This window comes from Polaromonas sp., from assembly GCF_010365105.1.
Lineage (GTDB): Bacteria > Pseudomonadota > Gammaproteobacteria > Burkholderiales > Burkholderiaceae_C > Polaromonas.
This window is the reverse complement of sequence record NZ_JAAFGZ010000039.1, coordinates 13162-32766: the sequence shown is the minus strand read 5'-3', so window position 1 is coordinate 32766 and position 19605 is coordinate 13162. Positions and strand designations below refer to the sequence as shown.

At 56.0% G+C, this 19605-nt stretch carries 17 protein-coding genes and 1 tRNA gene; 9 read left to right on the top strand and 9 right to left on the bottom strand.

All coding sequences use genetic code 11. The features are described from left to right. The 3 genes from GZ092_RS18585 to GZ092_RS18575 all read left to right on the top strand — a co-directional run. A partial coding sequence (locus GZ092_RS18585; RefSeq protein WP_293638552.1) for a hypothetical protein occupies positions 1-214 on the top strand: 214 nt, incomplete at its 5' end. Positions 215-392: 178 nt separating this feature from the next. Further along, a complete protein-coding gene (locus GZ092_RS18580) occupies positions 393-1340 on the top strand; it encodes a hypothetical protein (protein WP_293638551.1) in 948 nt (315 codons plus the stop codon). Between the two features lie 558 nt (positions 1341-1898). Continuing rightward, a complete protein-coding gene (locus tag GZ092_RS18575) occupies positions 1899-3338 on the top strand; it encodes a hypothetical protein (RefSeq protein ID WP_293638549.1) in 1440 nt (479 codons plus the stop codon). A 264-nt stretch (positions 3339-3602) separates the two neighbouring features. Here the strand turns inward: GZ092_RS18575 and GZ092_RS18570 are convergent, their stop codons facing one another. The 4 genes from GZ092_RS18570 to GZ092_RS18555 form a co-directional block, all read right to left on the bottom strand. Continuing rightward, the gene (locus tag GZ092_RS18570) at positions 3603-3785 is read right to left on the bottom strand and encodes a hypothetical protein (protein WP_293638547.1); all 183 of its coding nucleotides are present in this window, start codon (positions 3783-3785) and stop codon (positions 3603-3605) included. A gap of 32 nt (positions 3786-3817) precedes the next feature. Next, entirely contained in the window at positions 3818-4900 is a 1083-nt protein-coding gene (locus GZ092_RS18565; protein ID WP_293638545.1) for a site-specific integrase, read from the bottom strand. Between the two features lie 209 nt (positions 4901-5109). Beyond that, a complete protein-coding gene (locus GZ092_RS18560; protein ID WP_293638543.1) occupies positions 5110-5637 on the bottom strand; it encodes a hypothetical protein in 528 nt (175 codons plus the stop codon). A 129-nt stretch (positions 5638-5766) separates the two neighbouring features. Beyond that, the gene (locus GZ092_RS18555; RefSeq protein WP_293638541.1) at positions 5767-6171 is read right to left on the bottom strand and encodes a DUF4062 domain-containing protein; all 405 of its coding nucleotides are present in this window, start codon (positions 6169-6171) and stop codon (positions 5767-5769) included. Between the two features lie 227 nt (positions 6172-6398). On the opposite strand from GZ092_RS18555, the gene GZ092_RS18550 reads away from it, so the two are divergent. Continuing rightward, positions 6399-7961: a fumarate hydratase gene (locus GZ092_RS18550; protein WP_293638540.1), complete on the top strand. Its 1563-nt coding sequence runs from the start codon at positions 6399-6401 to the stop codon at positions 7959-7961. A 106-nt stretch (positions 7962-8067) separates the two neighbouring features. Continuing rightward, positions 8068-8889 (top strand): glutamate racemase, encoded by an 822-nt coding sequence (gene murI, locus GZ092_RS18545; RefSeq protein ID WP_293638539.1) that lies wholly within the window; start codon positions 8068-8070, stop codon positions 8887-8889. Positions 8890-8934: 45 nt separating this feature from the next. Here murI and GZ092_RS18540 read toward each other — a convergent pair whose 3' ends face one another. From GZ092_RS18540 to GZ092_RS18530, 3 genes are read right to left on the bottom strand one after another with little or no spacing between them, the layout of a single operon-like run. Next, positions 8935-10401, bottom strand: a complete 1467-nt coding sequence (locus tag GZ092_RS18540; protein ID WP_293638537.1) for an efflux transporter outer membrane subunit — start codon at positions 10399-10401, stop codon at positions 8935-8937. Continuing rightward, positions 10394-13567 carry an efflux RND transporter permease subunit gene (locus GZ092_RS18535; protein ID WP_293638535.1) on the bottom strand — a complete coding sequence of 1058 codons (3174 nt, stop codon included), beginning with the start codon at positions 13565-13567 and terminating at the stop codon, positions 10394-10396. Before GZ092_RS18535 ends, GZ092_RS18540 begins: the two co-directional genes overlap by 8 nt. Positions 13568-13580: 13 nt before the next feature. Continuing rightward, a complete protein-coding gene (locus GZ092_RS18530; RefSeq protein ID WP_293638533.1) occupies positions 13581-14855 on the bottom strand; it encodes an efflux RND transporter periplasmic adaptor subunit in 1275 nt (424 codons plus the stop codon). A 183-nt stretch (positions 14856-15038) separates the two neighbouring features. Here GZ092_RS18530 and GZ092_RS18525 point away from each other — a divergent pair, with 183 nt between their 5' ends. From GZ092_RS18525 to GZ092_RS18510, 4 genes are all read left to right on the top strand, one after another. Continuing rightward, a complete protein-coding gene (locus GZ092_RS18525) occupies positions 15039-15680 on the top strand; it encodes a TetR family transcriptional regulator (protein ID WP_293638531.1) in 642 nt (213 codons plus the stop codon). A 159-nt stretch (positions 15681-15839) separates the two neighbouring features. Continuing rightward, positions 15840-16016 carry a hypothetical protein gene (locus GZ092_RS18520; protein WP_293638529.1) on the top strand — a complete coding sequence of 59 codons (177 nt, stop codon included), beginning with the start codon at positions 15840-15842 and terminating at the stop codon, positions 16014-16016. A 188-nt stretch (positions 16017-16204) separates the two neighbouring features. Next, entirely contained in the window at positions 16205-16645 is a 441-nt protein-coding gene (umuD, locus tag GZ092_RS18515) for a translesion error-prone DNA polymerase V autoproteolytic subunit (RefSeq protein ID WP_293638528.1), read from the top strand. Positions 16646-16657: 12 nt separating this feature from the next. Next, the gene (locus tag GZ092_RS18510; protein WP_293638527.1) at positions 16658-17956 is read left to right on the top strand and encodes a Y-family DNA polymerase; all 1299 of its coding nucleotides are present in this window, start codon (positions 16658-16660) and stop codon (positions 17954-17956) included. Positions 17957-18111: 155 nt separating this feature from the next. Here GZ092_RS18510 and GZ092_RS18505 read toward each other — a convergent pair. Together GZ092_RS18505 and GZ092_RS18500 are read right to left on the bottom strand one after the other, a co-directional pair. Then, a tRNA-Ser gene (locus GZ092_RS18505) sits at positions 18112-18204 on the bottom strand. A 34-nt stretch (positions 18205-18238) separates the two neighbouring features. Further along, complete coding sequence (locus GZ092_RS18500) at positions 18239-19507, bottom strand: aspartate kinase (protein ID WP_293638526.1); 1269 nt, start codon at positions 19505-19507, stop codon at positions 18239-18241. Positions 19508-19605 lie beyond the last annotated feature (98 nt).

The following is a 19605-nucleotide window of genomic DNA, read 5'->3' as shown; positions in this document are numbered from 1 at the left end:
AAATCAAAACGCGCAACACCGACCCTCGGTCACGTTCGCCGGAATGCCGGTCACGTTACCGGAATCAGCGGTCACGTTCACCGGAATACGCACATGTCGCAAGGAATCCCGCAATGCCTTCGATCGTCGGCTGATCGGTCAGATAAGTGTGCAGGTCTTTTTCGGTCGTAATTGCAGGCGCAATATGTTCTTCCAACTCCAAGTTGCAAGGTGAAATCGTGAAACTATTTTCGAGGTCGCATCGGTTCATTTTGGTCTTTCATTAGTTCTGCAATTCAGCGGTCAGCGTTGTGCTGATTGAAAACGCTGTATAGAGAAGCTCTATTAAGCCAAGTATCAACAATTAATCCTATATCCATATAAACTATCTTTCTTATTTGTAGAAAGTATTGATGTCTAGTCGATTTTCACCTTGGACCCTTCGCGCTGGCGACTTCAACTTACCGGGCTGGCACGTCAGTTCTAATGTTGGGTTTGAGTTGTTTTTCGAATTCCTGCGCCTGAGCCCGAGTTATGAGCTTGCAAGCAGGGAGGCTCAGGGCGAGCTTTCAGTTGAAGAAACGACAATGCTTCCTGCCGACTTTGATGACGTGCGTCGTACATTCGACCTGCTTGGGAATGTCCAGCAAACGCTATACAGAAATTGGTGGCGCGAGCGAGGGCTCAAAGCATTCGGCAATCCAAACACCCAGCCGAACCTCCATAAACTGAGCATCCTGCCCGGAGGCAAGCAGGTGGAGGTATCGGATGTAATTCCTTCTTTGGCAAAGTATCTGGAAGACTCAAGGCCCGACGAAGGGCAACCAGGAGCGCTCTTGCTAGCAGTGCCGCTTGGTAGTCGAAAGAGCGAGGTGCTGCGTCAAATCAGCGCTTTGCTCGACGAGCATGAAAGTGTCGCCCCAACACATGCAAAACCAGTGCTTGCACTGCAGGGTGAAAGACTCCGGGCAAAAGTATTGTTCAACGGTATTCGACTTCTTTGGTTTCGAGCTGCAAAGCCCACCTGGGAGCTGTGGCGTCTTGGCGCGAAGGCTGGCATCAGTCCGACCTATTCAAAGTTGCTCGATCCTGACGCCCCGAGAAAGGTAAAGGACGAAGACGAAAAAGTTAATCGACTGACAATGAGCAAAGTTACCTATCGTGCTTTGGTCAAATTTGAATCAATTGCGGAAAATGCGGCAAGAGGTAGGTTCCCAACAGATCAACTGGTTCAGCAAGTCGCTTTCAATTACCCCAAGCTAGCAAAGACTATTCAGCGCAAGAACGCTTGGGAGAAAAAAGAAAAAGCCCGGCTTTTGAAGATTGCAGAAGAACGTACGGCGCGTCGAAAAACAATTTGACGTTTATCACGACAAAACTCATTTAGATAACAGCCAGCACAACCAGAAAGTAATAAGCATGGCTAGACGGTAAGGCAAGGATGATAAAGATGAAATATGCGTTGCGAAATATATATTGCTTTTATTTCACGTTACCAGCAAAATATACTAAATACACGGACATAACGATGGCGGTCGTTTAAATTATCATCGTTTATCGATTAGTTGATTTACAGCCAATCTCCTAAACCCCACTTAGACCGCCATCTTTGTGGGGTTTTTCTTTGTGCATTCTTATATCGATTTGTAGTTACGACAGCAATCGAGCCAATACAAAAAGTGTACAACGTAGTAGAAGAGAAAGGGAAGAAGCCAATAAACGAAGAACACGAAAAGAAAAGACATGCAATGATGTGCTTGCTAGGCTTCCTTACTTCGTGTTCGTTAATTTTAAAAGAAGATCAATTTACCATGAACAATAACTTATCGACCGCTTTATAAGGCAATCTTAAAGCCAGATACCCGCAGCTTAAAGACTATCAGATTACGAAGGGCGTAGCTGCTTACCTGAAGGTCATGTTGTCTGCAATTGCCGATTCGATCATAAGCTTCGGGTTTGAAGAACAAGAACAAATTTCCCTGCCCTTGACCACTATGCGAACAATGGCAGGACGTATTGAAATCAATGGAAAAGCTGAATGGATGCTGCCTCTAATGAACGGCGAGCCCAGTACATCGCTTATTCATATAGATTTCCTGGGGAATATCAGCAAGCTTTCCAGAATATCATTTAATCCCAAATATGAACAACAAGTATTAAATCAACTCATTGGTTTGAATTTCAAATTCAACCCCAGGCATAAGGAAAAGATAACGCAAGCCACCAACTACTCAGTTCCTGTCGATCTTGAAAGCCTGAAATCTTTCATCCAGAAGACAAAGCAGACCTTAGAAAGGTGTGATAAAAACACTAATATTCAATACAAAAAAGCATTGATCAGAAACCTCTTATTTGCCAGTCAGTTGCTAGACTTGGTCGTTATAGACAGGGATGTCGCAACAATACCAGAGCACTGGAAAGAAACAGATAGCGGTCGCGTGTATGGAAGCGGATTTAGCCTACAACGCTTACCAAAGCAAGTTCGCAATGCGGCGCTGGGCAAATGCCATCAATATGACATTATGGCTGCCAGCTATGCGCTTATGACGGGACTAGCACAGCAGTTTGACCCAAAGATAAAAGTAGCTGCAATTTTTGATTACGTAAAATACCGTGAATCTATTCGTCAGAACATCGCAGCTGATCTGAAAATTAGCGAAGACCGGGTTAAGGAAATATTTACAAGCTTAGGTTTTGGTGCCAGCACTGTTGACACATTATACAAATCAATCAGAGCTTCGTTAAGTGAAGCACAGTACAACACGTTAATGTCCAACAGACATTTTAAGCATATCCTAGAAAATATTGAGTTAGTGCGTTCTGTTATCTTGAAGCACTTCGATGATAAAGCTCCTTTTTTCGGCTTAACTTATCATTCAAATGATCCTAAGAGTGACCCATTGAAGCCGAAGAAAAGGACCAAGAACCAAAAACTTGCATGGATATATCAAGCCATGGAATCCCATGCAATTTCTAGCTTTATTGAACAAGCGGGAGCGAAGGACCATATTGCAATTCTCCCTACTCATGACTGTCTTTATTTCAAAAATAGATTGCCGGTAGACTTGATTAATGACATTACCATCGTACTCCAATCAAGATTTCCGTTGCTTAGATTTGACCATACGGCAATATTGCCAATCCGTGAAAATGACTATCAACATAAAGCTTATAACGATTACTATGAGCATAGTCGTAATCACATGCATTTGATGAGTGAGCAGGAGTTTGCTCTTGGCTATATGAAAAATGAATACGACCCATTGCAGCTTGATATTAGCGTGTTTTCCGATACCATCAAGGAAATAAAGAGTGGTAAAGAATTTTTACCGGGTTTGTTAATTAATTTAAACAATTAATCTACTGAATTAATAATTCGAAAATTATTTGAGACTTTCTCATTGATTAAAAAACTAAATTTAATCAAAACAAATTTAATGTAGAAATTAGCAATTTAATTAATCTTTTAATGCATAAATTTTGCACACCCGTACAAAATCCGTACATCCACCATTTACCTACCGCAAACCGCATGCCTTCTGGTTTCCCAAGATGCATGCAATACACACTAAATTGCATAGGTTGTTTTCGGCAATAAATGCGCTGTTAACTTTATTAAAGTGCTAGCTGCGGTTGATCTTTGAAAGCGCATCATTACTCCGCTTTTGCTTCAACCTAAGGTCTGCTGCAGTAGCCATTTGTTTTGCCCGTTTTGCATTTTTCATTTGAACTTTAGCGCGTTCTTTCTGTGCTTGGATGTTTCTCTGCTGTGAGTCAAGCACTTCGGTAAATTCGTGATATCTCATTGGGATTTTCCCTCCTGCCGATATTTATGGATTTACCGGATGTGCCGTAATGAATATATATTTGAAGCATCAACAAACGATGTTGCACTTGACTGATTCAGAACACGTGCTGCTTTTTCAGCAACTGCCCCGGTTTCGACGTGCATGTAGATCATTGTGCTTTGGATATTTTTGTGTCCAAGCAAGCCCTGCACTTCAACAAGTGACATGCCACTGTTCAACATGCGCGACGCAAACGTGTGCCTTGCGCTATGCAGCGTGATCTTTCCTGCATCGCCTGCAATTCCTGCTCTCTGGAGCGCGTCACGCAACCATGCATAGTTGTTGTTGTGTTTGCGCTTTGTTGGAAAGACCCATTCATCCAAGGCTTCCGCTTTACGCCGCGACAACATTGCATACAGCTTTTCACTCATGACCAAAGTGTTATCAATACCGCCCTTTTGTCGGTACACCAGAACCTTTTGACCCGTCAGATCAACTTGTGACCAGTTCATACGCGCGACCTCACGATAGCGGCACCCCGTGTGGATAAGCGCAAGCAAAAGATCTGTGTTCGTTTGACGAGCTTCATCGGTTCGTTTGCACTTGCCGCTGTATTTCGCATTGGGGTCAATGGCTGTGAACAATGCGGCTTCTTCATTAAAAGATAGGTAACGAAGCCGCGTTTTGTCAGGTGTCATACGAGGCAATTTGACTGCCGTTGTCCACTGTTGATCTTCGGCGAACTTTACGACCGCATTCCAATAGCTCGTAGTGACCACTAGCGTGTTGTGGGACGTTCCGGCACTACGCCGTTTCTGAACAATGCCTTGCAATTGCGCTAGCGTTATGTCGCTCATGCGGACATTTGGCAGCGCAAGAAAGTGCGTTAAATGTACCTTTGCATTTGCAACGCCACCAGTCCCTGCTCTTGCGTCAAGGAACGCTTTGATGACCGCATGCAGCGATACGGGCTTTGTTCCCTTTAGCACCACTTCTTTTATTGCCTCGGCTTCCCACAAAGCCGCGATCTGTACGGCGAGCTTTTTCTCGCTTGTTTTGGTGCTGCGTGCAAACGTATGACCATGAATGATCTTGCGCCAGTGCCAGATTCCGTTGCGTTCCGTTAAAGCCATTGCGTTTCCATTCGTTAACAATACGATGGAGGATGCATTCAGGTGGCTATGGGATCAATCTATTTGTTGGATATTTATTCTAAGATTTTGTGCAGCGTGCATTTGCCACAATAAGATCAGTAATGAAAATCAGCATTTTGTATGCATCTTCCATATCAGATTCGGATATTATTTAATAGTCCGTTGTGGCGGCGAACTTAAGAAATTCGTTAAGATTCTTTTTTCGCGCCGATAGCTTGAGGTTTTTTAATTGCTCGGAGCTTCGTCATAACGTTGTCACCGTAAGGCGTAAGTGTCCAATAAGTTGCGGTGTCTTTGACGCTTCGGCTTTTGGTGCTTCTAGTGATAAGTCCCAATGCACGAAGCTGAATCTTGATAGTTTGAAAGTCTTCAGAATTAATCTTGAATTGCAGCAAATTCAACTCTCTGAACCCTTTCGACTTTTTAAGATTTTCGTAGGAGGAATCACCCACGAGCGAGTTAAGTGCTTTCACCAGATCGCTCTCAGTTGCCTCATGGATCATGAGAGGAGATAAGGTGGAAAAAATGTCTTCCCAGTTCAAGGTGGTTGTAGAACTGTAGCCGCTACCATTGTGTGAATACTTATCAGGCGATGCAATAAATGAAAAGTGAACTTCGAATGGATCTTCTCCCTGCGCAAGGTCAGATGTTCCGGCTGGACCTGTGGTGCGTGTTGCTTGCAGTTCAGCCTGCAATTCTTCTATATGCCGACGCAAACTGAGAATTTCCTCTGTTGCACCCTCGTCTGGAACAAGATTTCCTCGAACCCATCCAATGCCTGGGCTACTTTTGATTAGCTTGACCAGACTGCGACTTACCTGACTACCAAGATCGGGTGGGCTATCCTAAAAGCGGCACATTTTCTTTTGAACGAACTCTCGAAAAGTGACTAACTTAGCCTTTCCTTCATCGGTAGCCTCACATCTACTTGCACTAAGCACACCGGGTTCGCGATGAACAAAGCCGAGTACCGTTTTCCCAATATCTAGGGCATATCTGTATTCCATTTCCGTGAAGCTTAAGCCGTCCGGTCCAATTGAACCATAGCGGCCTGCTACGATGACCATGTAATAGTCACAGTCGTCAATGACTTTCTTGATCAACGTCCATTGATCTTCGTTTGCGGCAGGAAAAAGTTCCATCCCTGCAGGGATGCAATCGAGTTCGAGGAGTGCCTGCATAACCTCTTGACGTTCAACGTGCAAATCGGCATAAGTCGAGCTTACAAATACTTGGTAGCGTTTTTCCATATGGCCTAGCATATCGAAGTTAACCTCGACCGCAAAACTAACGACTAAATTTGGTAGCTGCTGAAGTGCGCAAGTTTTGTGCAGATTTTGTGCAGTTCACAGACCTTTACCAGAAGAGCGAGCAGCGTAAACAGCGTGCAGTAAGTGTGTGCAGAAGCGTTGTAAGAGCGTGCTCAGCAGTGTGCGGGATAATTGGCGAATCCCAGTTCTACTCTGACAAAAGCCCCATGACCACCATCAAACAAGCCGACCTCATCGAATCCGTTGCCGCCGCCCTGCAGTACATCAGCTATTACCATCCGGCCGACTACATCGCCCACCTGGCGCGCGCCTACGAACGTGAACAAAGCCCGGCCGCCAAGGACGCGATTGCCCAGATCCTGACCAACAGCAAGATGAGCGCCACCGGCCACCGGCCGATCTGCCAGGACACCGGCATCGTCAATTTGTTTTTGAAAGTCGGCATGGACGTGCGCTGGGACGGCTTCACCGGCAGCATCGACGACGCCATCAACGAAGGCGTGCGGCAAGGCTACAACCACCCCGACAACACGCTGCGCGCCTCCGTCGTCGCCGATCCGCAGTTTGACCGCAAGAACACCAAGGACAACACGCCCGCCGTGATCTTCACCGAGATCGTTCCCGGCAACACGGTTGAAGTCACGGTCGCGGCCAAGGGCGGCGGCTCCGAGAACAAGAGCAAGATGGCCATGCTCAACCCCGGCGACTCGGTGGTGGACTGGGTCTTGAAGACCGTTCCCACGATGGGCGCCGGCTGGTGCCCGCCCGGCATGCTCGGCATCGGCATTGGCGGCACCGCCGAAAAAGCCGTGCTGATGGCCAAGGAAAGCCTGATGGACGACCTGGACATGTACGAGCTGCAGGCCAAGGCCGCCAGCGCCAAGACCGGCGGCGAAGCGCTGACCAAGGTCGAGGCCCTGCGCCTGGAACTGTTCGACAAGGTCAACGCCCTGGGCATCGGCGCGCAGGGCCTGGGCGGCCTGACCACCGTACTCGACGTGAAGATCAAGATGTACCCGACGCACGCGGCCAGCAAGCCGGTCGCCATGATCCCGAACTGCGCCGCCACGCGCCACGCCCATTTCGTGATGGACGGCAGCGGCCCGGTGTACCTGACCCCGCCATCACTCGACACCTGGCCTGACGTGAACTGGACGCCCGATTACAAAAAGAGCAAGAAGGTTGATCTGAACACGCTGACGAAAGAAGAAGTCGCCAGCTGGAAACCGGGCGAGACGCTGTTGCTCAACGGCAAGATGCTGACCGGCCGCGACGCCGCGCACAAGCGCATTGCCGACATGCTGGCCAAGGGAGAAAAACTGCCGGTCGATTTCACCAACCGCGTGATTTACTATGTCGGCCCGGTCGATCCGGTCAAGGGCGAAGCCGTCGGCCCCGCCGGCCCCACCACGGCGACGCGCATGGACGGCTTTACCGAAATGATGCTGGCGCAGACCGGCCTGATCTCGATGGTCGGTAAGGCCGAGCGCGGCCCGGTCGCCATCGAAGCCATCAAGAAGCACAAGAGCGCTTACCTGATGGCGGTCGGCGGCGCGGCCTACCTGGTGTCCAAGGCCATCAAGCATGCCGAAGTCGTCGGTTTTGCCGACCTGGGCATGGAAGCGATTTACGAGTTTGACGTGGTGGATATGCCTGTGACCGTGGCGGTGGATTCGGGCGGCACCAGCGCCCACATCACCGGCCCGGCTGAATGGCAAAAACGCATTGCCATGAACGAGTTCAAGGACATTGCCGTTACCAGCGTTTGAACCGCAGCGAGATGCGTGAGGCCCCCCCTTCAAGCAAGGGCCGCAGATCTGGCTTTGCCAGTCCGCAGGCGCAGCGGCCCCCTCGGGGGGCAGCGAGCTACACGCAGTGAGCGAACGTGGGGGCCAATCCATCGGCGTGTTCGACAGCGGCATTGGCGGCCTGAGCGTGCTGAAGGCGCTGCGGGCCGACATGCCGCGCGAGGACTTTATCTACATCGCCGACAGTGGCCACGCGCCCTACGGTGAACGCACGGAAGCGCATGTGCTGGCGCGTTCGCGTGCCATTGTTCAATACCTGGTCGGGCGCAACGTGAAGGCGCTGGTGATGGCCTGCAACACGGCCACGGCTGCCGCAATCCATTGGCTGCGCGCCGAGCATCCGGGGCTGGCGCTGATCGGCGTCGAGCCGGCGCTGAAACCGGCCGTGGCGCTCAGCAACACCGGGCGCATCGGCGTTTTTGCGACCCGGAGCACGCTTTGCAGCGCCAAGTTCCAGGCACTGCTGGCATCGCAATCCGCCAACACCACGTTCGTCTTGCAGCCCTGCGATGGACTGGCCCACGCCATCGAGCGCAGCGCGCAAACCGGTGACACAGCGGAAACCATAGCACTCTGTGCCCGCTACATCAGCGCAGCAGGGCTTTTTGGCACTGAAAACGGCCAGATCGACACGCTGGTGCTGGGTTGCACGCATTACCCGCTGGCCAGCGATCAGTGGCGCGCCCTGCTCGGCCCCGGCGTGCGTCTGATCGACAACGGCGAAGCAGTCGCCCGGCAGACTCGGCGGCGGCTGCCCGCTTTCTTGAGGGCGGCGAACGCGCCACCGGGCCGGGTCAGCTTGTTCACGACCGGCGATCCGCAGCCCCTGCAGTCGGCCGCCAGGCGTTGGCTGAATCTCTCGGCGCCTGTCGATTTGCTCTTTATTTAATAGCTGCTTGCGCTTGCTGGATATGCGCAAACAGCCTTTTTCATCCTAAGGTTTGAACGGTAACGCTGCATTCACCACCGGCACCGCCTCGCCCGGCTCCTTCCAGCCGCCACCCAGCGTCTTGTACAGCGTGACCTGGCTTTGCAGTTGCGCCAGCCGGGTCTGCACCACGGCCTGCTGCGCCGCGAACAGCGAGCGCTGCGCATCGAGCAGGTCGAGCTGGCTGGCAATGCCGTTCTGGTAGCGCAGGTTGGACAGCTTGTAGCGAACGCCTTCTGCAACGGCCTGCGCCTGCTGTGCGCGCAACTGCTCGCCCAGCGTGGCGCGGCCGGCGAGCGCATCGGCGACTTCGCGGAACGCCGTCTGGATGGATTTTTCATACTGCGCCACGGCAATGTCGCGCTGGACCTTGGCCGACTCCAGACCGGCACGGTTGCGGCCGGCGTCAAAAATCGGCAAAAACAGCTGGGGCGCCAGCGTCCAGCCAAAGCTGCCGCTCTGGAACAAATCGCCCAGGTGCGAACTGGCGCTGCCGGCGCTGGCAGTCAGCGAAATCTTCGGGAAAAACGCGGCCCGCGCAGCGCCGATATTGGCGTTGGACGCCAGCAGCAACTGCTCGGCCTGGCGCACGTCGGGGCGCCGCGTCAGCAAGTCAGACGGCAGGCCGGCCGGCACATCGACCATCACCGGCATGTCGGCCAGGCCCTTGCCTGCCGGCAGTGCCACGGCCAGCTCGCCGGTGGCGGGCTGACCCAGCAGCAGGACCAGCGCGTTCTGGTCCAGCGCGCGCTGGCGCGTCAGCTGCGCCAGCGAAACGCGCGCCGCTTCGATCAGCGACTCGGACTGGCGAACGTCCAGCTCCGAACTGACGCCATTGTCAAAGCGCAGCTGGCTCAGGCGAAACGAGTCCTCGCGCGTGGCCAGCGTCTGCCGGGTGATGCCGATCAGCTCTTCATCGGCCAGCAGGCTGAGGTAGGTATTGGCAACCGCCGCAACCAGGCTGATCTGCGTGGTCTTGCGCCCTTCCTCGGTGGCCAGGTACTGGCCCAGTGCGGCTTCCTTCAGGCTGGCGACGCGTCCGAAAAAGTCGAACTCGTACGACGTCAGCGCCAGGCCGGCGGTGTAGACGCTGGCAATGCCTTCATTGGCCGCAGGCTGGCGCGAGCCGGTCGCTACAGCGCCCACCGTCGGAAACTGGTCCGCCCGGCGAATCTGGAACTGCGCCCTGGCCTGCTCAATGTTGAGCACGGCCACGCGCAGGTCGCGGTTGTTGCGCAGCGCCGCTTCGATCAGCTGGCGCAGACGGGCGTCACTGAAAAACGCCTGCCATTCGATGTCGGCAGCGGCCACGTCGTTGTTTATCGCTGCTGACGCGGCGGCCGTGGCGCTCAGTGCAGGCCAGTCGGTGGCGATGGGTGCCGCCGGACGCTCGTAGGTCGGAATCATCGAGCAGCCAGCCAGCAGTACCGCAGAGCTCACCGCCAGGCGCTGGAAAAGGCTTGTCTTATTCATGTGCTGGCTTTCCTTCTTGTTCGCCCTTGCCTGCCGCCTTGGCATGGTCGGCGTAAATCTTTTGCTGCCGTGCGCTGCCCTTGAAAAAGCCACGCACCACCACGAAAAACACTGGCACAAAAATGACCGCCAGGACGGTACCGGTGATCATGCCGCCGATCACGCCGGTACCGATGGCGCGCTGGCTGGCCGAGCTCGCGCCAGTGGCAATGAACAAGGGCACCACGCCCAGCGTGAAGGCCAGCGAGGTCATGATGATGGGACGAAAACGCAGGTGCGCGGCCTCCAGCGCCGCCTCCATCAGCGTTTTGCCTTCGGCCTGCAAGTCCTTGGCGAACTCGATGATCAAAATCGCGTTCTTGGCCGACAGGCCGATGATGGTGATGAGACCAATCTGGAAGTAAACGTCATTCGGCAACACGCGCAGCCAGACCGCAGCCACCACGCCAAGCACGCCCAGCGGCACCACCAGAATCACGGCCAGCGGAATCGACCAGCTCTCGTACAGCGCTGACAGCACCAGGAACACCGCCAAAATGGCAAAGGCATACAGGATCATCGCCGACGAGCCGGCCGCCCTTTCCTCGCGCGACTGGCCGGTCCACTCGTAGGTAAAGCCGGCAGGCAACTGCGTCGCCAGCTTCTGCATCTCGTCCATGGCCTGGCCGGTGCTGTAGCCGGGCGCTGCATCACCAGCGATCTTGACAGCGGGGTAACCGTTGTAGCGCACCATCTGCATCGCGCCACTGGTCCAGCGCGTGGTGGCAAAGGCAGCCAGCGGAACAGCCTTGCCCTGGTTGTTGACGACGTTGAGCCGGAGCAAATCGTCAGGCTGCATGCGGGCACTGGCATCGGCCTGCACCACCACGCGCTGCAGCCGTCCGCGGTTGGGAAAGTCGTTGATGTAGCTTGAACCGAGCGAGGTGGAAATGGCGCTGTTGATCGCGGCATAGCCCACACCCAGCGCATTGGCCTTGTCACGGTCAATGTCCAGTGCCAACTGCGGCGCGTCTTCCAGTCCTTCCGGACGAACTGCAGCCAGCACCGGATTTTTGGCCGCCATGCCCAGCAACTGGTTACGCGCGGCCATCAGCGCGTCATGGCCCTGGTTGTTACGGTCTTGCAGGCGGAAGGTAAACCCGGTGGCATTGCCCAGCTCGGAAATTGGCGGGGGCGACAGCGCAAAAATGCTGGCATCGCGGATTTTCGAGAACTCCATCGACGCACGCATCGCCACGGCGGCGGCCGTATGCTCTTGCCCTTTGCGCTCGGACCAGTCTTTCAGCGGCACGAAGGCCAGCGCAGCGTTCTGGCCCCGGCCGGTGAAGCTGAAGCCGAGGATCGCCACGATGTTCTGAACTTCAGGCTGCTTGAGTACGTAGGCTTCGACCTGCTTGATGGCTTCGAGCGTGCGCTGCTGCGTGGCACCCGGCGGCAGTTGTGTGCTGACAATGATGTAGCCCTGGTCTTCATTGGGCAGGAAGGACGACGGCAGCCGCATATAACCCACGGCCACGGCGGCAATGATGGCCAGATAGACCACCGCCATGCGGCCGCTGCGCTTGAGCAGGCGCGCCACCCAGCCTTCGTAGCCCTTGGCGGTGCGCGAGAAACGGCGGTTGAAGGCACCGAAAAAGCCCGTCTTTTCATGGTGATGGCCGGCCTCGACAGGCTTGAGCAACGTGGCGCACAGCGCCGGCGTCAGCGACAGCGCCAGGAATGCGGAAAAGGCGATGGCGGTGCCCATGGTGGCCGCGAACTGGCGGTAGATATTGCCAATCGAGCCGCTGAAAAAAGCCAGCGGCACGAATACCGTGATCAGCACCAGCGACATGCCGATGACGGCGCCAGAAATCTGGCTCATGGCCTTTCGCGTGGCCTGCAAAGGCGGCAGGCCTTCCTCGCTCATGATGCGTTCGACGTTTTCAACGACGACGATGGCATCGTCCACCACGATGCCGATCACCAGCACCATGCCAAACATGGTCAGCACGTTGATCGAAAAGCCCATCGCCAGCAAGGCGCCAAAGGTGCCCAGCAGCGCCACCGGCACCACCAGCGTCGGAATGATGGTGTAGCGCCAGTTCTGCAGGAACAAGAACATCACCAGAAACACCAGCACCAGCGCCTCGACCAGCGTTTGTGCCACCTGCTTGATGGAAATCGACACGAAGTTCGAGCTGTCGTAGGGGATTGCCCACGTCACGCCCTTGGGAAAGAAGGGTTGCAACTGATTCAGCTTGGTGCGTACCGCTTTGGCCGTGGCCAGCGCGTTGCCCGACGGCGACAGCTGCACACCAATCGCAGCGGTCGGCTTGCCGTTCAGGCGCGAGGTGATGGCGTAGCTCTCGATGCCGATCTCGATGCGCGCCACGTCGCTAAGCCGGACCGTGGAGCCGTCGCTGTTGGCGCGCAGCACGATGTTGCCGAACTCCTTGACACTGGCGAGCTGGCCCGGAACGATGACTGTTGCCGAGATGGCCTGGTCGGCAACAATCGGCAATTCACCAATGCTGCCCGAAGCAACCTGTGCGTTCTGCGCCTGGATGGCGGCGTTGACGTCTGAAGCCGCCAGGTTGAAACCCGTCAGCTTGGCAGGATCAACCCAGATGCGCATGGCGCGCTCGGAGGCAAACAATTGCGCCTGACCCACGCCGTTGACGCGCTGAATCTCGGGCAACACGTTGCGCGAAACGTAGTCCGCGAGGTCATACACGTTGTAGTTGGGGTCCTCGCTGGTGATGGTTGACACCAACAGAAAGTTGGAGGATGCCTTGTCAACCCGCACGCCCTGCTGGTTCACCGAAGCCGGCAAACGCGGCGACGCACGCGACAGGCGGTTTTGGACATCAACCTGTGCCAGGTCCGGATTGGTGCCGGGCTCGAAACTGATGGAAATCTGTCCCGTGCCGTTCGCCTGACTGGTCGATTCAATATAAGCCAAGCCGGGCGAGCCGTTCATCTCGCGTTCGATGACCGACAGCACGCTTTGGTCCAGCGTTTCGGCTGAAGCGCCGGGATAGGTGGCGGTGATGACGACGGTCGGTGGCGCCACCGGCGGGTATTGCGAAACCGGCAACTGCGTGATGGACACCAGGCCCATCACGATGATGAAAAGCGTGATCACCCACGCGAAAATCGGGCGATCGATAAAAAACTTGGCCATGAATCGTCTCTCCTTACTTCGCCGCAGCTGACGAAGCAGGAGCGGGAGCAGACGCACCAGCCGAAGCCGCTACGGCAGGTGCCGGCGCTGCTCCGGGCGGCTGCCAGGCGACAGCGTTGACCGTGGCGCCAGGCGGCAGGCGTTGCAGTTTCTGGAACCCATCAACCACCACCTGCTCGCCGGCTTTCAGGCCATCGAGCACCACCCATTTGTTGTTTTGCGAGCCACTGATGGTGATCTTGCGCTTGCTGATCTTGCCGTCAGGACCAACCACCGTCACCTCGTCACCCTGCTGGGTGCGCGTGACCGCCTGTTGCGGCAAGGTGATGGCATTGGTCGCCTGGGCTTGCTCAACCCGCACGCGCACATAAAGGCCGGGCAGCAACTGTCCATCAGGGTTGGGCACCTCGGCGCGCAAGGTGATCTGGCCGGTCGTGGGATCTACCGTCAGGTCGGTGAAAAGCAGGCGTCCGGGTCGCGCATATTCGCTGCCATCTTCCAGCACGATTTTTACGCTCGCGGCGCTTGAGCCACTGGCGCGCTTGAACTGGCCGCTTTGCATGGCAGCGCGCAGCTTCAATGCGTCCGAAGCCGACTGCGTGAAATTGACGTAGACCGGGTCGATTTGCTGGATGACAGCCAGTTGCGTCGCGTCGCCCTGCCCGACCAGAGCGCCTTCAGTCACCAGCGAACGGCCGATGCGGCCTGAAATTGGCGCCGTCACCGAGGCGTAACCCAGCGTGATGTTGGCAGTCTGCACGTTGGCCTTGCCCAGGGCCACGTCGGCCGCTGCCTGCTTTTGCGAGGCGACGGCGTTGGCGTATTCCTGCTTGCTGATGGCGTTGGCTTCGACCAGCGGCTTGTAGCGGTCGGCCAAGGCAGTCGCTTGCGCCAGGTTGGCCTCGGCGCGTGCCTGTCCGGCCCGCGCGCTGGCGACGGCAGCCGCATACGGCGCAGAATCGATTGTGAACAGCGGCTGACCCGCCTTCACGTCACTGCCTTCGCGGAACAGGCGCTTTTGCAAAATGCCGGCGGCGCGTGCCCGCACCTGCGCGACACGCGAGGCCTCCAGACGACCGGGCAACTCGGTGACCAGACCCACATCGCCAGGTGTGACCGTCACCACGCCGACTTGAGGCGGAGGCGGCGCCGCGCCTGGAGCGGCAGCTGGCGCCGATCCCTTGCCGCAGCCAGCCAGAAACAAGGCAAGAACCGCAGCCAGTACAAGCGACTGCTGACGCCCGAACCTGACGGGTAAAAAAGAAGGGGCAACGCTGGGCCTAGGCATATCTGTTCCTCGGATTTTTAGGAGAAAAGGCGGAAAAAATTGGTGCGGGACCGGCAGGAGAAAAACGGATCTGCCGAAAACGAAAAATCCAATAATAAGGGAGTAGGGGTTTACGAGTGATATAGTTTACATACATTTTCGAATGTATGTAAAACCGGATAAAATCGATTTCAGGAGATGTTCATGGCCCGTCGAACCAAAGAGGAAGCGCTCGAAACACGCAACAAACTGCTGGATTCAGCGGAAGGACTTTTTCAGTCCCAAGGCGTTACACGCACCACGCTGCAAGACATTGCCCTTCACGCAGGTGTCACACGCGGCGCCGTCTATTGGCACTTCAAGGACAAGGCCGACCTGTTTGACGCCATGATGGAACGGGTCACACTGCCACTGGAAAGCTATTTCAGCCACGAACAGAGCCTGGAGGAAACCAGCATCGACTCCGGCACCCAGGCACTCGCGCACACGAGAAGCGCTATCCTGAAAGCCCTCCATCAAATCGTCAACGATCCACAGACACGCAGCGTCCTGGAGATCGCCTCGCAAAAGGTGGAATACGTGGAAGGTATCCGAAACGTTCGCCTTCGGCACCTGACCGCCTGCAATGGTTTTTTGTGCCGGGTCACCCAAGGGCTGGACACGGCATCGCGACAGAAAAACCTGAAGCTCCCCGTGCCGAGTGCTTTGGCTGCGCGAGGACTGCACGCCCTGATTGACGGCTTGATACAAAACTGGCTGCTTGACCCGCAAGCCTTCGACCTGAGTGAAGCGGGTCAAAGCACGATGGACATTTACTTCAAAGGCCTGGGATTCAGCATTGAGTAGAAAAACCTGCGCTCATATTAAGGTTGACCTGGCATCAGGAAAGGTCAAGCAGGAACGTCCCGCTGATGAAAATGTCCTGCGGCCAGATGCTATTTTCCCGACATTGCAGCGCCTGGCGCCTGCATAAAGTGAACTGGCCGGTTGAAATGGTTCAGCCGCATGACCCAAGGAATGAAGATGCCTCAAAACACCAAAGACTCCCAAGGCGGCAAAAACCACCCACCCCAAAAGACCGCAGCCACCGGCCACACAGGCGACAAGGCACAGGCCAAAAAGAGTTCGGTCAACTCCCCTACCGGACCGCACAGGCATGATGAAAAGAAGACCACGCCTTGAGGCAGACCGGCTATTTTTCAGCACCGGACCCAAAATTTTTCAGTCGCAGTTCACTGTGCTGCCAAAGCCCGCCACGTGCGGGCTTTTTACAGTCCTGAACCGATGCGCCTGATGCAGCGCCAGCAGATTTTTAAAAGCCGAGCTGAAAACACGCAGGTCACACACCCGAGACGCCATATACTGTATGCATGAACAGTATATTTTCGCCAACCCAAGCGGTGCTTGTTTCTGACGCGCCGCTGTTGGCAAGACTGCTGATCAGCCGGGTCTGTGCCGGCTTTCCTTCACCAGCCGAAGATTTGGGCGCCCAGCGCATCGACCTGACGCAGGTGCTGATCACGCATCCGCAGGCGACCTTCTTGTTGCGTGCCCGTGGCCATTCCATGGTGCAAGCCGGCATCTTCGACAACGACATCATGGTGGTGAACCGCGCCATCACACCCCGCCACAGGCATATTGTGGTGGCGGTGGTCGATGGCGAATTCACGGTCAAGCGCCTGTACCAGCTGAACGAGCGCGTCAAGCTGCAGGCGGCCAACCCTACCTTTCCCGACATCGTTCCCCATGACGGCCAGACTATCGAGGTCTGGGGCGTGGTCACGGCCTGCATCAAGCAGTTTCGCATCTAAAAGGAGCCTGCCATGTACGCCTTGGTCGACGGCAACAACTTCTATGTGAGCTGTGAGCGGGTGTTTCGGCCCAGCCTGGCGGGCCATCCGGTGGTGGTGCTCTCGAACAACGACGGCTGCGCCATTGCCCGCAGCAACGAAGCAAAGGCATTGGGCATTGCCATGGGCGCGCCCTGGTTCGAGATCGAACACTTGGCACAATCGGCCGGACTGGTGGCGCTGTCAGCCAACTTTGCGCTTTATGGCGACATGAGCGACCGCATGATGAGCCTGGCTGCCGGCCTGGGACCAGCACAGGAAATCTACTCGATCGACGAGTCCTTCATTGACCTGAGCGGCGTGCGCGGCTGTCTGCTGGCGCGTGGTTTCAAGGTGCGCGAGCGCATCCTGGACTGGATTGGCATTCCATGCTGCGTGGGTATGGGTGCGACCAAGACATTGGCCAAACTGGCCAACCATGTGGCAAAAACTGCGGAGCGAAAGCCTGGCAGCTATCCCGCTGCCATGGCGCAGGTGTGTGACCTGTCGGTCCTGGCACCGGCAGCACTGGAGGAGGTCTTGGCATCGACGGCCGTGAACGAAGTCTGGGGCGTGGGACGGCGTCTTACGGCGCAGCTCAGTGAAAGCGGTATCCATACCGCGCTGGACTTGGCACGGCTGGAGCCCAGCTTGGTGCGCAGGCGCTGGTCGGTGGTGCTGGAGCGCACCGTGCGCGAGTTGCAAGGCATGCCGTGCATTGCACTGGAACTGGCGTCTGCGCGCAAGCAGGAGATTGCCTGCACGCGCTCATTCGGGCACCCGGTCACGAGGCTGCAGGATCTGAGCGAAGCCGTGACGGAGTTTGCCAGCCAGGCGGCGCACAAGCTGCGCAGTCAAGGCAGTCTGGCCGGACAGGTGCTGGTCTTTATTCGCACCAGCCCGTTTCGGCCGGAAGCGCAGTACAGCCGATCAATCAGCATGCCGCTGCGGCGGCCTAGCGCGGACACAGGCTTGATCGTCGCGGCAGCGCTCAGGAGCCTGCGTGCCATTTACCTACCGGGCTACCAGCTGGCCAAGGCCGGCGTGATGCTCCTGGAGTTGCAGCCCAGCACAGTGCTACAGGCCGAACTCGACTTGCAACGTCATGACGCGCCCGACAGAAGCGGCCTGATGGCAACCATGGACGATCTCAACCAGCGCTATGGCCGGGGTACTGTGAAGATGGCAAGTAGCGGGCTCGCAGGAGACCGGCGGGTCTGGGCGATGAAGCAGGAAAGGCGCACGCCGGGATATACGACTTGCTGGGCAGATATGCCGGTGGTGCATGCCTGAAATTGCATGGAAAACACGAAGCTGCAATGGTTGGCCAAAATCTGCGTTTTCCTGTTTTTCACACCTTGTATCGCAAGTTGCCGTGGAGCTGCATGGGAGCAGCAACGCTTGCAAACAAAAAAACCCTAAGTGAATAAATCACTTAGGGTTCTATTTGGCGGAAACGGAGGGATTCGAACCCTCGATGAGGCTCTACACCCCATACTCCCTTAGCAGGGGAGCACCTTCGGCCACTCGGTCACGTTTCCAATTCAAAGATTATCGCACGACTTCGGTGCTGTTTCAGTCAACCGGCTGATCCAGGTCAAATGCCTTGTGCAGCGCGCGCACGGCGAGCTCCATGTATTTCTCGTCGATCACGACCGAAGTCTTGATTTCGCTGGTCGAGATCATCTGGATGTTGATGCCCTCCCCTGCCAGCACGCCAAACATCTTGCTGGCAATGCCGACATGGCTGCGCATGCCGATGCCGACGATGCTGACCTTGCAGATCTTGGCGTCGCCGGTGACTTCCTGCGCACCCAATGCGGGCACGACCTTGGACTTGAGCAGATCCAGGGTTTTGGCAAAGTCGTTGCGATGCACGGTAAAGCTGAAGTCGGTCTTGCCGTCCTTGCTTATGTTCTGGATGATCACATCCACTTCAATGTTGGCCTCGGCCACGGCACCCAGAATCTGATAGGCAATGCCGGGAGTGTCGGGCACGCCAAGCACCGAGATTTTGGCTTCGTCGCGGTTGAATGCGATGCCCGATACGATGGCTTGTTCCATTTTTTCATCTTCCTCAAAACTGATCAATGTGCCTGATTTGGCTTCTTCGTCGATGTCGATATCCCAGTCGGTAAAACTGGACAGCACCCGCAGCGGCACCTTGTACTTGCCGGCAAACTCGACCGAGCGGATTTGCAGCACCTTGGAGCCCATCGAGGCCATTTCCAGCATTTCCTCGAAGCTCACGGTCTGTAGCCGGCGCGCCTCGGGCACGACGCGCGGGTCGGTGGTGTACACGCCATCGACATCGGTGTAGATCAGGCATTCGTGCGCCTTGAGCGCGGCGGCAATCGCCACGGCCGAGGTGTCGGAGCCGCCCCGGCCCAGCGTGGTCACATTGCCGCCCTCGTCCATGCCCTGAAAACCGGTGATGATGACCACCTTGCCGGCATCCAGGTCGGCGCGCACCTTCGCGTCGTCGATCGACTCGATGCGCGCCTTGGTGTAGGCGTTGTTGGTCTTGATGGTGACCTGCCAGCCGGCATAACTCACCGCAGGCATGCCTTCAGCCTGCAGTGCGATGGCCAGCAGCGCGCTGGAAGCCTGCTCGCCGGTGGCGGCCAGGGCGTCGAGTTCGCGACCATAGGTTTCATCGGATTTCAGAGGGGCCAGTTCTTTGGCCAGGCCGAGCAGGCGGTTGGTTTCGCCGCTCATGGCGCTGGGAACCACGACCATCTGGTGGCCGGCGCGTGCCCACTTGGCAACGCGTTTGGCAACATTGCGGATGCGCTCGGTCGAACCCATCGAGGTGCCGCCGTATTTGTGGACGATCAAAGCCATTGCGGTTGGTCAATCAGGAGTTGGTGGTGAAATTTTTTCTCCTGCCGGGAACCCGTAAAACAGCCTTCGGAAAAGCCCGCTTTTCAGCTCGGCAGCAA